We start from the raw sequence: 14,159 nt of genomic DNA, 5'->3' as shown, positions 1-14,159 counted from the left end.
CCCGACGACGGCGGTCAGATCTCGAGCGCCCCGTTGAAGACCAGTTCGGCCGGACCGCTGAGCGAGACGTGCTCGCCGTCGTCCGTCGGGACGACCAGGACGCCGACCGTGCCACCCGGGACCTCGACGCGCCACTGATCGGGCGCCCCGGCACCGGCCCAGTGCCGCGTCGCGAGGGCCGCCGCCGCCGCTCCCGTGCCGCACGAGAGGGTCTCGCCGCTGCCGCGCTCGTGCACGCGCATGCGGATGTGGCCGATGCCGTCGACCACCAGGGGGTCGGCCGGGACGACGAACTCGACGTTCGCGCCCTCGACGGGTGCGGGGTCGAGGACGGGGAGGTACGAGAGGTCGAGCGCGTCGAGCTCGTCGTCGGTCGCCAGCGCAACCACGACGTGCGGATTGCCGACGGACAGCGAAAGACCGGGGCGGGCCGCATGCAGCTCTCGAGCCCGCACCGTCGGCGACTCGTCGGAGAGCGACCAGAGGCCGAGATCGACCTGGAAGCCCGTCAGACTGCGCTGGACGTGGCGCACCCCCGCCCGCGTGCCGATCGCCAGGGTGCCGCCCGGCTCGAGCGTCGCGAGGCCGCGGTCGGTCAGGTAGCGGACGAAGACCCGGATGCCGTTGCCGCACATCTCGGCCGCGCTGCCGTCGGCGTTGTGGTAATCCATGAACCACTCGGCCGCCGGGTCTTCGGCCAGGGCGTTCTGGCCGTCGGGGAGGTGCTCGGACCGGACCGCACGGATCACGCCGTCGCCGCCCACGCCGAAGTGGCGATCGGTCAACGCCCGGATCGCCACGGGGTCGAGGGGGAACTCGCCATCGGGGTCGGAGAACAGCACGAAGTCGTTGCCCGTGCCCTGGCCCTTGGTGAACTGGAGAGTGGTGGTCACGCGTCGAGTGTATCGAGGGCCGCCTCGACGCCCCCGGGGTCGCCGGACGGCACCCAGCGGACGTCGGGGTACCGACGGAACCAGCTCACCTGACGACGCGCGTAACGGCGGGTCAGAGCCGCACTGGTCTCGATGGCGTCGGACTCCGTCAGTTCGCCGCGCAGCTGGGCGGCAGCCTGCGCGTAGCCGATCGCTCGACCCGCCGTGACGCCGCGCTCGAGACCGTGCGCGAGGAGACCGCGGACCTCGTCGACGAGGCCGTCGCGCCACATCCGCTCGACCCGGGCGTCGAGTCGCTCGACGAGGGCCTCTCGATCGTCGCGCACGCCGACGATGGCCGAGGGGCGCCAGCGGGCCGCCTCGTCGGGCAGGCGGGCCGAGAACGGCTCGCCGGTCAGCTCGCCGACCTCGAGGGCACGGACGAGACGGCGGATGTTCGTCGAGCCGATCTTCTCGGCGGCCAGCGGATCCCGGTCGCGCAGCAGGCGGAAGAGCGCACCCGGCCCCTGGGCCTCGCCGACGGCCTCGTAGCGCGCACGGATGGCCGGGTCGGTGCCCGGGAACCGGAGGTCGAACAGCACACTCGACACGTAGAGCCCCGAGCCGCCCACGAGCACCGCCACCGCACCCCGCCCGTGGACCTCGTCGATGACCGTCCGGGCGCGCCGCTGGTACCACTCGACGCTCGCCTCGTCGGTCACATCGAGCTCGTCCAGGAGGTGGTGCGGTATGCCGCGCCTCTCGGAGACCGGCAGCTTCGCGGTTCCGATGTCCATGCCCCGGTAGAGCTGCATCGCGTCGGCGTTGACGATCTCCGCCGGGCGACCGCTCGACCGGAGCCGCTCGGCCAGGTCGAGGGACAGCGCGGACTTGCCGGTGCCCGTGGCACCGACCAGGGCGATCAGCATCTCTCGTCGACCCCGCGGACTCAGCGGAGACCGTCGGCGGCGTCGTAGATGGGCGTCGTCGACACGCGCAGGGTCGGCAGACCCAACGACACCCTCGGTGCCCCGGAGGCGCCGGTCGAGCCGGTCGCGGACGCCGGCACCCCGCACGAGTCGGCCTGGGCGCGGTCGTAGGCGTCGCCTGCCCGCGTGCGTCGCACGTCGAAGACGGAGCCGATCGACGACTCGGCGAGGAGATGGAAGGGAGCCGCCCCGGTCACGTCGACCGTCACGACATCGCCCGGTCGAGGCGCCTCGACTCCGTCGGGGACGTCGAGGTGGACGAGACGGCTGTCTTCGGCCCGACCGGACAGCCGGTGGGTCTCGGCGTCCTTCCGACCCTCGGTCGCCGAGATGAGCACTTCGACCCTTCGGCCGACGAGAGCGCGGTTCTCGTCGAAGGAGATCCGGTCTTGGAGGGCCGTCAGCCGCTCGTAGCGTTCTTGGACGATCTCTTTGGGGATCTGATCGGCCATCTCCCCCGCGGGCGTGCCGGGTCGGACGGAGTACTGGAAGGTGAAAGCCGAGGCGAAACGCGCCTCCTCGACCACTCGGAGCGTGTCGACGAAGTCGGCTTCGGTCTCACCCGGGAAGCCCACGATGATGTCGGTCGAGATCGCCGCGTCGGGCATCGCGGCCCGGACCCGGTCGATGATGCCCAGGAACTTCGCGCTGCGATAGCTGCGTCGCATCGATCGGAGGATCGCATCGGACCCCGACTGGAGGGGCATGTGCAGCTGCGGCATCACCGCAGGGGTCTCGGCCATGGCGTCGATGACGTCGTCGGTGAAGGCGGCCGGGTGCGGGCTGGTGAAACGGACGCGCTCGAGGCCGTCGATGGCGCCGACGGCACGGAGGAGCTTGCCGAAAGCGAGGCGGTCGCCGAACTCGACCCCGTAGGAGTTGACGTTCTGACCGAGCAGGGTCACCTCGATGGCGCCGTCGTCGACGAGGGAGCGGACCTCGGCGAGGATGTCGCCCGGGCGCCGATCGCGCTCTTTGCCGCGCAGCGTCGGCACGATGCAGAAGGTGCAGGTGTTGTTGCAGCCGACCGAGATGGCGACCCAGCCGGAGCTGACCGAGTCGCGCTTGGCCGGCAGGGTCGAGGGGAACACGTCGAGCGATTCGAGGATCTCGACCTGCGCCTCGTCGTTATGACGAGAACGCTCGAGGAGCGTCGGCAGCGCCCCGACGTTGTGGGTGCCGAAGACGACGTCGACCCAGGGCGCGCGCTCGAGGACGGCCTCTTTGTCTTTCTGCGCGAGGCATCCGCCCACGGCGATCTGCATGCCCTCCCGCCGCCGCTTGACGCCCGCCAGCCGCCCCAATGTGCCGTAGAGCTTGTTGTCGGCGTTCTCTCGGACGGCGCAGGTGTTGATGACGACGACATCCGCTTCACCGTCGACGGCCGGCTCGTAGCCGGCGGCCTCGAGGGATCCGCTCAGACGCTCGCTGTCGTGCACGTTCATCTGGCACCCGAACGTCCGCACCTCGTAGGTGCGACGCGCGGGAGCCGCGAGGCCGTCTGCTCGGGCTTCGGAGACCGGGGCGGGGAGAACCGTCGACATAGTCGGAGAGTCTACGGCCGCGGCCCCGGTCGACCGATCATCGGAAGCGGACGCCGCCCCGACCGCGAGGAAGAGCCTTCTCCACCGCCCGACGGATCGTCTCGGACCGATAGCCGCGGCGCATCAGGTACCCGTTCAGACGCCGCTCCGCGGTCGCCTGATCGAGCCCCTGCAACGACGTGGCGCGCTTCAGCGCCCACTCGTCGGCGCGTGACTGCTCGTCGTCGTCGTCGATCTCGGACATCGCCTGCTCGATGAGCTCGGGCGCGATGCCGCGACTGCGGAGCTCGCTCGTGACAGCGCCGCGACCGAGGCCCTTGCGCTCATGCTTGCTGCGCACCAGGTTCTCCGCGAGCTCCCGGTCGTTGAGCAGACCGACACCCTCGAGTCGTTCGACCTCGTCGCTGACGACCTGCTCGTCGAGGTCACGGGCTGCCAGAAGAGAGGCCATCTCAGCGGAGGAGACCCCTCGGCGCGCGAGGGCATGCATGCTGATGTTCTCGGCTCGGCTCCGCTGCGCGTCGAGCCCCTCGGGCTCTGGTTCGGGCTCGTCGTCTTCGTCGACCGGGTCGAGCGTGTCGACCGCTCTCGGCCCGGACCAGTGATCGGTGATCGCGGCCAGGGCGGCCGCAGTCGACCGGACAGCGTCAGACTCGGCCGGGACCGAAGCCGGCTTGCGCTTCGAAGCTCGAGCCGAGGCCGACTCGTGGCCCGACTGGGGCTCCGGCTCCGACTCCGAACGGGCGCTTGCGAATCGGGAGACGTCGTCTACGCCGTGACTCGTCGACTCGGCGGCGACATCATCTGCGGTCGACTCATGGCCGACCTCGTCGTCACTCGGCGCCGCATCGGCCCACTCGTCTTGAGGAGCACTGCCGCCGGCAGCGGGCTTCGACGCCCCTCGGCGACCGAACAGCGGGGTGACCGGAGCCAAGTCGACCGTCGAGTCGCCGTCGCCGGACGTGGTCATGCGCCCTTCCGTGCGGCGATCTTGGTCTCGATCGATGCGACGGGTTCTTCGACGGCCTTGGCACCACCGACACCGAGCTTGGCGAGGATCTTGTGCTCGATCTCGTCGGCGATGGCCTTGTTGTTGAGGAGGAAGTTGCGCGAGTTCTCTTTGCCCTGGCCGAGCTGGTCGCCCTCGTAGGTGTACCAGGCGCCGGACTTGCGGACGATGCCGTGCTCGACGCCGAAGTCGATCAGGCTGCCCTCTCGGGAGATGCCGACACCGTAGAGGATGTCGAACTCGGCCTGCTTGAAGGGCGGCGCCATCTTGTTCTTGACGACCTTGACCCTTGTGCGGTTGCCGACTGCGTCGGTGCCGTCTTTGAGGGTCTCGATGCGGCGGATGTCGAGACGCACCGAGGCGTAGAACTTGAGGGCCTTACCACCGGCTGTCGTCTCGGGGCTGCCGAAGAACACGCCGATCTTCTCGCGCAGCTGGTTGATGAAGATCATCGTGGTACCGGTCTGGCTCAGACCACCCGTCAGCTTGCGGAGCGCCTGAGACATGAGTCGCGCCTGGAGCCCGACGTGCGAATCGCCCATCTCGCCCTCGATCTCGGCCCGCGGCACCAGAGCCGCCACGGAGTCGATGACGATGAGGTCGATGGAGCCGGACCGGACGAGCATGTCGGCGATCTCGAGGGCCTGCTCACCCGTGTCGGGCTGCGAGACGAGGAGCGCGTCGATGTCGACGCCGAGCTTTCTCGCGTATTCGGGGTCGAGTGCGTGCTCGGCGTCGATGAAGGCCGCGATGCCGCCGTTGCGCTGCGCGTTGGCGATCGCGTGCAGGGTCAGCGTGGTCTTACCGGACGACTCGGGGCCGTAGATCTCGACGATGCGGCCACGGGGGATGCCCCCGATTCCGAGCGCGACGTCGAGCGCGATCGAGCCGGTGGGGATGACGGCCACGGGAGCACGCTCGTCGCTGCCGAGACGCATGACGGCGCCCTTGCCGAACTGGCGGTCGATCTGGGCGAGTGCGGTCTCGAGGGCCTTCTCGCGGTTCTCTGCTGAGGGCATGATGTTCTCCTTCGTGGTGGTCGTCCGTGCGCCTGTAGGCTGTCGCGTCGCCGCCGACCGGTGGGACAAGGTCTTCGTCGCTACGACAAGGCTGGTGCCGCCGGTCACTCCGGCGGCGGGAACGTCGATACGAGAACGCTACGGACGACCACCGACATCGGAGTCGACGCCGGCCACCGAAGTGGAGTTCTCGGACCGATCAGGTCCTGGGGAGGACGCTATCACCGGTACGAACACATGTTCGACTTCCATGGCGCGGCGTGTCGAACATCCGCACGATCACGGGCAAGCGGGCGGAGGTGCGACGTCGAGCCTCAACGACGAGGCGCGGGTAGACCGACACCATGCCGTCTCGACTCCGGTACGCCCTCGGCGTCGCAGAGCGCGAGCCAGACGTCTCTCGGCGGGAAGCCCTGCACGAGAGCCTGCTCGGCGGTGAGCTCGCCCACGGCCGACATCACGAGATCGCGCATCAGGATGCGCCCGTACGCCTCGCCGAACTGGTCGACGACGGCTCGGTGGAACTCGCTCTTGCGCATCAGTGGAGGGTACCTCTCTGTCGACGGGGCGGCGTGCTCAGCTGCGCCGCGCCTCCGGAGGGGCTCAGGAGACGACGAACGCCCCCGTCGGAGGACCGGGGGCGTTCGTGACGGGGTGGGGACTCAGCGCACCGCGAGATCGGTGTCGAACTCGGCGACGAGCTCGTCGGGGAGCGTGTCGGGGATGGGATTGAGACCCTCGATGACGGCCATGCGGTCGCCGACCTCGCGCATGATGACCGAGATGGGAGTCTCGAGCGCATCGGCGACGGAGGCGAGGATCTCGGAGCTGGCCTCTTTCTGACCGCGCTCGACCTCGCTGAGGTACCCGAGGGCCACGCTCGCCTTGCTCGCGACCTGGCGAAGGGTGCGGCCCTTCTGCAGCCGGAAGTCGCGCAGGACGTCTCCGATTTCTTGACGAACCAGAACCATGGGACCCTCCTCCGAACGGACGCCCACCCTGACGGACTGTCGGGGGGTGGGATGGTGATACTAAAGCGCAGTTGGCTGTAACTGTAACCAGCGGGGACTGTGCGACCCTTGTGAACCTGCCAGATGTAACGAGACCGAAACGCGGTCTATTCCCTCGCGTCGACCAACCACGAGTGCAGAGCCGTGAGTGATTCGGAGACGGTGCCCCGTCGGATGGCCTCGCGGTCTCCCGTCAGGTCGAGGGCCACCACCCGCGTCTCGTCTCCCCAGGCGACACCGACGAAGACGACACCGGGATCGTGGCCGCCCTGCGGACCGGGGCCGGCGACACCGGTGGTCGCGAGGCCGATGTCGGTGGGGGTGCCGCCGGTCTCGACCACCCCGCGGACTCCCGCGGCCATGGCCTCGGCCACGTCGGGGTCGACGGGCCCGCGGTCGGCGAGCAGTCGGGCGTCGACGCCGAGCAGGGTGTGCTTCAACTCCGTCTGGTAGGCGACGACACCGCCGAGGACGACCGCGGATGCTCCGGGCACGGCGATCAGCTCGGCGATCAGCAGGCCGCCGGTGAGCGACTCGGCCACGCCGATCGTGAGCCGTCGACGGGTGAGCTCGGCGACGACGTCGCCGGCGAGCGTCATGACGGTCGACCGTGCTTCGCCGCCACCCTCAGGTAGTCGAGCCCGGAGACCAGGGTCGCCACGACCGCGGCCGTCATGAGGACTCCGTTGACCCAGTGCATGCCCGACCCGAGGAGGTTCCAGAGCGGGAAGAGCGCGAGGGTCACGGCGACGGCCTGCAGGACGGTCTTGAGCTTGCCGCCCCGGGACGCGGGGATGACCCGATCACGGATGACGGCGAATCGGAACACGGTGATGCCGATCTCGCGGACGAGGATGAGAGCCGTCACCCACCACGGGAGCTCGCCGAGGATCGAGAGGGAGACGAGGGCCCCGCCGATGAGGACCTTGTCGGCGATCGGGTCGACGATCTTGCCGAAGTCGGTGACGAGGTCGAGACCCCGGGCGAGCATGCCGTCGAGGCTGTCGGTGAGGATGGCGACCACGAACAGCGCGGCCGCGGCGATGCGCAACGAGCCGTCGGCGCCGTCGTCGATGAGGAGCCACGCCATGAACAGCGGCGCCATGAGGATGCGCACCACGGTGATGATGTTGGCGATGTTGGCTGTGCTCGCCGGGCCGGGGCCTCGGCGGGCCACCCGGCCTCGGAAGGGGAAGGTCGCGCCGCGGGGGGCGCCGTCGCTGCGGTCGCTGTCGGTCACGTCAGTCTCTCCCGGTGAGGTTCCAGGCGTCTTCCGACCCCTCGTCGTCGTCGACCTCGGCGTAACCCCGCGTCATCGCCTCGACGGGGTCGTCGTCGATGGCCGCCCCGGCTCCGCCTCGACCGGGCTGCGCCGGACCGGCATCGCCGCCGCCGCGGATCTTCGTCAGGACACCCGACAGCTGCTCGGTCGTCACGAGGACGTCGCGGGCCTTCGACCCCTCGGAAGGACCCACGATGTCGCGGGACTCCATGAGGTCCATCAGGCGCCCCGCCTTGGCGAAGCCCACCCGCAGCTTCCGCTGCAGCATCGAGGTCGACCCGAACTGCGTGCTGACCACGAGCTCGACGGCTGCGAGCAGCAGCTCGAGGTCGTCGCCGATGTCTCCGTCGATCTCCTTCTTCTCGACGACGGCCGCGACGTCAGGCCGGTAGTCGGGACGGGCCTGACGGGTCACGTGCGCGACGACCTGGGCGATCTCGCTCTCTTGCACCCAGGCGCCCTGCACACGCATCGCCTTGGACGCACCCATCGGGAGGAACAGCCCGTCACCCTGGCCGATGAGCTTGTCGGCGCCGGGCTGGTCGAGGATGACGCGGGAGTCGGTGACGCTCGAGACGGCGAACGCGAACCGCGAGGGGACGTTGGCCTTGATCAGGCCCGTCACGACGTCGACCGACGGACGCTGGGTCGCGAGCACCAGGTGGATGCCGGAGGCGCGGGCCAGCTGGGTGATGCGCACGATGCTGTCTTCGACGTCACGCGGCGCGACCATCATGAGGTCGGCCAGCTCGTCGACGACGACGAGGAGATAGGGGTAGGGCTTCAGCGTGCGAGCGCTGCCCGCAGGCAGCACGATCTCGTCGTTGACCACGGCGCGGTTGAAGTCGTCGATGTGCCGGAACCCGAAGCTGGCCAGGTCGTCGTAACGCATGTCCATCTCTTTGACGACCCACTGCAGCGCCTCGGCCGCCTTCTTCGGGTTCGTGATGATGGGGGTGATGAGGTGCGGCACGCCGGCGTAGATCGAGAGCTCGACGCGCTTCGGGTCGATGAGCACCATGCGGACGTCGGCCGGCTTGGCGCGCATCAGCAGCGAGGTGATCATCGAGTTGACGAAGCTCGACTTGCCCGAGCCGGTGGCACCCGCGACCAGGAGGTGCGGCATCTTCGCGAGGTTCGCGACGACGTAACCGCCCTCGACGTCCTTGCCCACGCCGATGGTCATGGGGTGGGTGCTCTTGGCGGCGGCCGACGACCGGAGCACGTCGCCGAGGGCGACGATCTCCTTGTCGGTGTTCGGGATCTCCACCCCGATGGCGCTCTTGCCCGGGATGGGCGACAGGATGCGCACCTCGTTCGAGGCGACGGCGTACGCGAGGTTCTTGGTGAGCGCTGTCACTCGCTCGACCTTGACGCCGGGACCGAGTTCGATCTCGTAGCGGGTGACCGTGGGGCCGCGCTTGAGACCGGTCACCTTGGCGTCGACGTTGAACTGGTCGAGCACAGAGGTGATCGAGGCGACGATGGCGTCGTTGGCCTCGCTGCGGGCCTTCGCGGGCTCGCCGACGGCGAGGGTCGTCACGGCCGGTAGACGATAGGGCACGTCGTCGGCGGACGGGTCGACGGACTCGAGCGACGGAGGCGCCGGCTCGTCGAGGTCGGGGGCGAGGAACGCGGAGGCGGCGTCGCTCTCGCCCTCGGCGGGGATGGCCTCGGGGACGGGGACGGGGAGCACGGTCGTCGCCGCGGTGGGCTCGGGGTGCAGGGGGATGTCGATGCCCTGGGCGCGGACGGCGTCTTCGGCCCGGTCGAGATCGGCCAGGAGGTCGGAGGAGAAGACGTCGGTCTCGGCCGTGGCGGGAGACGCCTGGGGAACGGGCGGTGCGGCCGGGGTCGTGTCGAGCTCTTCGAACGCCGGTCGGCGCTTCTTGCGGCGGCCGATCACCTCGGTCGGAGCGGTCGCGGCGGCGGGCCGGACGAGCGGGGTGTCGTACGCCGGGTCGTCTTCGCGCTGCCCGGGGTTGCNCCGCCGCAGCCGCCCGGTCGTCGACGGTCTCGCCGAAGAGGTACGAGTAGAGCTCGCCGAGTCGACGACCGATGCGGTTCGGCGGCGTCTTGGTGATGATCAGGATCGAGAAGGCGAGCAGGACGACGACCAGCGGGACCGCCACCCACTCGGTGGCCAGGGCGACGAGCCAGGATGCGACGACCCAGCCGAGGACCCCTCCCCCGGTGGCGAGGGCCGGCATGCCGTCGGAGGCCTCGGGCTGACCGCCGAAGATGTGGCAGAGGGCGCTGATCGACACGAGCGACAGACCCAGCCCGATGCCGATGCGCGTGTTGTCGTGGACCGAGGAGGGATGCCGGAAGAGCCACCCCGCGAAGAGGATCATGATGACCGGCAGGGCGTAGGCCACCCGGCCGAAGAGACCGCCGAACGTGTACGCGTCGAAGCCGATCGCGAGGGGGCTGGTCGGGTTCAGCCACTCGACGACACCCCCGGCGATCGCCAGGAGCACGAGGAAGAACGGCACGCCGTCTCGACGCTCGCTCTTGTCGAGCGTCTCGCGGCCCAGCAGCCGGAATGCGGCGCCGGTCATGTGCGCCAGCCCCATCCAGGCCGCCGCGAGCGGGTTCGGCCCCTCTCGGGCGGGCGCGGGCGCCGGCGTGGTGGGCAGCTTCTTGGTGGCCTTGGTCGCGTCACGCGCCGAGGACGCACGCGAGCCCGAGCGGGAGCGCGGGGTCGACTTCGTGGGCGTGGCCATGGGCTCCACGGTACCGCCCACCACCGACGCCGGTCGGATCCGGTCGCGTGTGTCCGGGTGCCCGACCGGGAGGCGACCTCAGACGGCGATGACGACCGGCACGATCATCGGTCGGCGCCGGTGCTTCGTGTTGACCCAGCGACCCACCGTCCGTCGCACGACCTGACTGAAGGCGTGGGTGTCGCGCACGCCGTTCTCAGCCGCCTCGGCGAGGGCCGCGACGATCTTCGGGGCGACGTCGTCGAAGACCCGGTCGTCTTCGGCGAACCCTCGCGACTGGATCTCGGGGCCGACGACGACCCGGCCGGTGGACGCGTCGATGGCGACGAAGACCGAGATGAAGCCCTCTTCGGACAGGATGCGTCGGTCTTTCAGATCGGCGTCGGTTATCTCGCCCACGGTCGAGCCGTCGACGTAGACGAAGCCCAGGTCGAGCTGCCCGACGACTCGGGCGATCCCGTCGCGGAGGTCGACGACGACGCCGTCCTGGCCGAGGATCGTGTTGCCGGGCGCCACACCCGTTCGTTGAGCCAGGGCGGCGTTGGCGTACAGGTGGCGGTGCTCCCCGTGCACGGGCAGGACGTTCTTCGGCCGGAGCACGTTGTAGCAGTACAGCAGCTCGCCCGCCGAGGCGTGCCCTGACACGTGCACCTTCGCGTTGCCCTTGTGGACGACCTTCGCCCCGAGCTTCGTCAGCCCGTCGATCACGCGGTACACCGCGTTCTCGTTGCCCGGGATGAGGCTCGACGCGAGGATGATCGTGTCGTCGGCGCCGATCTCGATCTGGTGCTCGAGGTTGGCCATGCGGGCCAGCACGGCCATCGGCTCGCCCTGCGATCCCGTGCTCATGTAGACGATGCGGTCGTCGGGCAGGTCTCGCGCCTTCTTCGCGTCGATCAGCACCCCGTCGGGCACCGTCAGGTACCCGAGGTCGGCCGCGATGCCCATGTTGCGGACCATCGACCGACCCATGAACGCGACCCGGCGACCGTTGGCGTGGGCCGCGTCGAGCACCTGCTGCACGCGGTGCACGTGACTGGAGAAGCTCGCCACGACCACGCGCCGGGGAGCCCGCCGGATGACGTCGTCGAGCACCGGTCCGATGTCGCGCTCGAGAGCGGTGAAACCGGGCACGTCGGCGTTCGTCGAGTCGGGGAGGAAGAGATCGACCCCCTCTTCGCCGAGCCGGGCGAAGGCGCGCAGGTCGGTGATCCGCCCGTCGAGGGGCAGCTGGTCCATCTTGAAGTCGCCGGTGTGCAGCACCAGACCGGCGGAGGTGCGGATGGCGACGGCGAGGGCGTCGGGGATCGAGTGGTTGACCGCCACGAACTCGAGCTCGAACGGCCCGAGCGTCTCGCGTCCGCCCTCGGCGACCGTGAGGGTGTACGGGCTGATGCGATGCTCCTTGAGCTTCGCCTCGATCAACGCGAGCGTCAGCTGCGAGCCGATCAGCGGGATGTCGGCCCGCAGCCGCAGAAGATACGGCACGGCGCCGATGTGGTCTTCGTGACCATGCGTCAGCACCACGGCCAGGATGTCGTCGAGCCGGTCGCGGATCGGCGCGAAGTCGGGGAGGATCAGATCGACGCCCGGCTGGTGCTCTTCGGGGAAGAGCACCCCGCAGTCGACCACGAGCAGCTTGCCGTCGATCTCGTAGACGGTCATGTTGCGACCGATCTCGCCCAGACCGCCCACCGGGATGACGCGGAGCGTGCCGTCTTCGAGCGGCGGCGGGGTCTGGATCGTGACGGGCATGAGGTCCTTCGGGAGTGGTGGGGCTCGAGCCCCGGGATGTCGCGGCGACCGAGGAGGCGCGGCTCAGCGGGTCGTGCCGTGCACCTTGGGCAGGGCGCCACCCGCCGCGGCGTTGCGATCGGGTCGGAACCGGCTGAGGTCGAGCCCCGGGATGGCGCCGACGTGCGCGAGCTCGTCTTCGATGAGGGCGGCCTCGCTGTCTTCGGGGCCGACGAGAGGCAGTCGGACGCGCGGGCTCGAGATGCGACCCAGCCCGTGCAGGATGTACTTGGCCGCGACCGTGCCGGGCACGTGCGTCATGACCGCGCGGACGAGCGGTTCGAGCATCTGGTGGGCCTGGGTCGCCGTGTGCAGGTCGCCAGCGTTGACCGCGTCGACGATCGTGCGGTACGGGGCCGCGGCGATGTTCGCCGTGACGCCGATGAGGCCCGAGGCGCCGATGGCGAGGTGAGGCAGCACGTTGGCGTCGTCGCCCGAGAAGTAGAGCAGGTCGGTCTGGTTCAGCACCCGGCTGACCTCGGAGAAGTCGCCCTTCGCGTCTTTGACCGCGACGATGTTCGGGTGCTTGGCCGCGCGGAGGATCGTCTCGTACTTGATCGGGATGCCGGTGCGACCGGGGATGTCGTAGAGGATGACGGGCAGATCGGTCGCGTCGGCGATCATGCGGAAGTGCGTGAGCACACCGGCCTGCGTCGGCTTGTTGTAGTACGGGGTGACGATCATGACGCCGTCGGCGCCGGCCTTCTCGCTGGCCTTGTAGAGCTGGATCGCGTGGGCGGTCTCGTTCGACCCGCCGCCCGTGATGATCTTGGCGCGCCCAGCCGAGACGGACTTGCCGACCTCGACGAGACGGAGCTTCTCGGGGTCGGTCAGGGTGCTGGTCTCGCCAGTGGTGCCGGTGACCACGATGCCGTCCGCCCCGGCGGTGATGCAGTCGTCGATGTGCTTCTCGACGGCCGGCCAGTCGACCTCCCCGTCTGCGGTGAAGGGGGTGACGAGGGCCACGAGGACCTGACCGAAGGGGTTGATGATGTTCGACACGGAACCAGCGTACTTGCTCTCGTCGGCGGCGAGGCGGGGACGGGCCGGAGCGCCGTCCCCGCCTCTCGGCGGTCAGGGCGCGACGCGACCGTTCGTGCCGAACGCGGCGTACGTGAGCGGCATGAGCTCCGCCCAGATGTCTTCCATCTTCTCGGCGCACATCTCGATCTCGCGCTGAGGGAACGACGGGAAGTGCGTGCCCTCGCGCTTGGTCCGCAGGCTGAGGAAGTTCATCAGCGACCGCGCGTTGACCGTGACGTACATCGACGAGTAGATGTTCAGCGGCAGGACGATGCGGGCGACCTCGCGGGCGACCCCGGCGTCGAGCATGCGCTTGTACGAGGCGTACGCCTCGCGCGAGGTGCGCTCGGTCTCGGCGCGCACGAGCTCGCTCTGCTCGGGCGTGCCGGGCAGGAAGTCGTAGGCGCCGGGCTTGCCGACCTGCTGCAGGTTGCGCTGCGCGGAGGGGACGTAGAAGACCGGGTTCAACTCGCGGTAGCGGCCGCTCTCCTCGTTGTAGCTCGCCATGCGGTGCCGCATGAACTCGCGGAACACGAAGATAGGCGCCTGGACGTAGAAGGTCATCGAGTTGTGCTCGAACGGCGAACCGTGGCGGTCGCGCATCAGGTAGTTGATGAGCCCGGCGCCCTTGGTCGCCTGGGCGCCGTCGGCGGACGCCTGCGCGCCGTCGAGGGTCAGCTCGCCCATGGTCGAGACGCGGGCGGCGAAGAGGACGTCGGAGTCGTGGGCGCTCGACCGGACCAGCTCGACGGTCACGTCGGAGCGGAACTCGACGGCGGATTCGGGGGTGGACGGGGCGAGGGGTTCGGCATCGGTCACGGCGTCGACTCTACAACCGGTGACGGGGTGCTCCGAGGGCGACCGACGGACCCGCACCGCGCCTCCTCGGCA

At 69.7% G+C, this 14,159-nt stretch carries 13 protein-coding genes and 1 pseudogene; all 14 read right to left on the bottom strand.

Annotated elements, in window-relative coordinates; translation table 11 throughout:
* Positions 1-14 precede the first annotated feature (14 nt).
* Complete coding sequence (dapF, locus tag IFT51_RS06025) at positions 15-893, bottom strand: diaminopimelate epimerase (RefSeq protein ID WP_192060141.1); 879 nt, start codon at positions 891-893, stop codon at positions 15-17.
* Positions 890-1,801 (bottom strand): tRNA (adenosine(37)-N6)-dimethylallyltransferase MiaA, encoded by a 912-nt coding sequence (gene miaA / locus IFT51_RS06020; protein ID WP_192060140.1) that lies wholly within the window; start codon positions 1,799-1,801, stop codon positions 890-892. The genes dapF and miaA overlap by 4 nt, the downstream gene beginning before the upstream one ends.
* A gap of 20 nt (positions 1,802-1,821) precedes the next feature.
* Positions 1,822-3,405 (bottom strand): tRNA (N6-isopentenyl adenosine(37)-C2)-methylthiotransferase MiaB, encoded by a 1,584-nt coding sequence (gene miaB, locus IFT51_RS06015; protein WP_192060139.1) that lies wholly within the window; start codon positions 3,403-3,405, stop codon positions 1,822-1,824.
* A 37-nt stretch (positions 3,406-3,442) separates the two neighbouring features.
* Positions 3,443-4,375, bottom strand: a complete 933-nt coding sequence (locus IFT51_RS06010) for a regulatory protein RecX (protein ID WP_192060138.1) — start codon at positions 4,373-4,375, stop codon at positions 3,443-3,445.
* On the bottom strand, positions 4,372-5,433 hold the full coding sequence (gene recA / locus IFT51_RS06005) for a recombinase RecA (protein ID WP_192060137.1): 1,062 nt from the start codon (positions 5,431-5,433) through the stop codon (positions 4,372-4,374). The genes IFT51_RS06010 and recA overlap by 4 nt, the downstream gene beginning before the upstream one ends.
* 314 nt (positions 5,434-5,747) lie before the next feature.
* The gene (locus tag IFT51_RS06000; RefSeq protein WP_192060136.1) at positions 5,748-5,972 is read right to left on the bottom strand and encodes a DUF3046 domain-containing protein; all 225 of its coding nucleotides are present in this window, start codon (positions 5,970-5,972) and stop codon (positions 5,748-5,750) included.
* A gap of 123 nt (positions 5,973-6,095) precedes the next feature.
* A complete protein-coding gene (locus IFT51_RS05995; protein WP_192060135.1) occupies positions 6,096-6,404 on the bottom strand; it encodes a helix-turn-helix domain-containing protein in 309 nt (102 codons plus the stop codon).
* A 146-nt stretch (positions 6,405-6,550) separates the two neighbouring features.
* The gene (locus IFT51_RS05990; protein ID WP_192060134.1) at positions 6,551-7,042 is read right to left on the bottom strand and encodes a CinA family protein; all 492 of its coding nucleotides are present in this window, start codon (positions 7,040-7,042) and stop codon (positions 6,551-6,553) included.
* Positions 7,039-7,683, bottom strand: coding sequence for a CDP-diacylglycerol--glycerol-3-phosphate 3-phosphatidyltransferase (gene pgsA / locus IFT51_RS05985; protein ID WP_192060133.1), 645 nt, complete (start codon positions 7,681-7,683; stop codon positions 7,039-7,041). The genes IFT51_RS05990 and pgsA overlap by 4 nt, the downstream gene beginning before the upstream one ends.
* A 1-nt stretch (position 7,684) precedes the next feature.
* The gene (locus IFT51_RS05980; RefSeq protein ID WP_371740713.1) at positions 7,685-9,268 is read right to left on the bottom strand and encodes a DNA translocase FtsK; all 1,584 of its coding nucleotides are present in this window, start codon (positions 9,266-9,268) and stop codon (positions 7,685-7,687) included.
* Between the two features lie 444 nt (positions 9,269-9,712).
* Positions 9,713-10,079, bottom strand: a pseudogene (locus tag IFT51_RS15540) (cell division protein FtsK); the annotation flags it as partial.
* A 450-nt stretch (positions 10,080-10,529) separates the two neighbouring features.
* Positions 10,530-12,206: a ribonuclease J gene (locus tag IFT51_RS05975; protein WP_192060132.1), complete on the bottom strand. Its 1,677-nt coding sequence runs from the start codon at positions 12,204-12,206 to the stop codon at positions 10,530-10,532.
* A gap of 63 nt (positions 12,207-12,269) precedes the next feature.
* On the bottom strand, positions 12,270-13,247 hold the full coding sequence (dapA, locus tag IFT51_RS05970) for a 4-hydroxy-tetrahydrodipicolinate synthase (RefSeq protein ID WP_192060131.1): 978 nt from the start codon (positions 13,245-13,247) through the stop codon (positions 12,270-12,272).
* Positions 13,248-13,319: 72 nt separating this feature from the next.
* Positions 13,320-14,087 carry an FAD-dependent thymidylate synthase gene (thyX, locus tag IFT51_RS05965; protein WP_192060130.1) on the bottom strand — a complete coding sequence of 256 codons (768 nt, stop codon included), beginning with the start codon at positions 14,085-14,087 and terminating at the stop codon, positions 13,320-13,322.
* Between the last annotated feature and the right edge of the window lie 72 nt (positions 14,088-14,159).

This window comes from Frigoribacterium sp. CFBP 13712, assembly GCF_014842255.1.
Lineage (GTDB): Bacteria > Actinomycetota > Actinomycetes > Actinomycetales > Microbacteriaceae > Frigoribacterium.
The sequence above is the reverse complement of the archived record's forward strand: the minus strand, read 5'-3'. Positions and strand labels throughout refer to the sequence as shown.

Coding starts and splice junctions, on each gene's coding strand:
- IFT51_RS05995 (WP_192060135.1), bottom strand. CDS start 6,404: ATGGTTCTGGTTCGTCAAGAAATCGGAGACGTCCTGCGCGACTTCCGG.
- IFT51_RS06000 (WP_192060136.1), bottom strand. CDS start 5,972: ATGCGCAAGAGCGAGTTCCACCGAGCCGTCGTCGACCAGTTCGGCGAG.
- miaB (WP_192060139.1), bottom strand. CDS start 3,405: ATGTCGACGGTTCTCCCCGCCCCGGTCTCCGAAGCCCGAGCAGACGGC.
- IFT51_RS06010 (WP_192060138.1), bottom strand. CDS start 4,375: ATGACCACGTCCGGCGACGGCGACTCGACGGTCGACTTGGCTCCGGTC.
- miaA (WP_192060140.1), bottom strand. CDS start 1,801: ATGCTGATCGCCCTGGTCGGTGCCACGGGCACCGGCAAGTCCGCGCTG.
- recA (WP_192060137.1), bottom strand. CDS start 5,433: ATGCCCTCAGCAGAGAACCGCGAGAAGGCCCTCGAGACCGCACTCGCC.
- IFT51_RS05990 (WP_192060134.1), bottom strand. CDS start 7,042: ATGACGCTCGCCGGCGACGTCGTCGCCGAGCTCACCCGTCGACGGCTC.
- IFT51_RS05975 (WP_192060132.1), bottom strand. CDS start 12,206: ATGCCCGTCACGATCCAGACCCCGCCGCCGCTCGAAGACGGCACGCTC.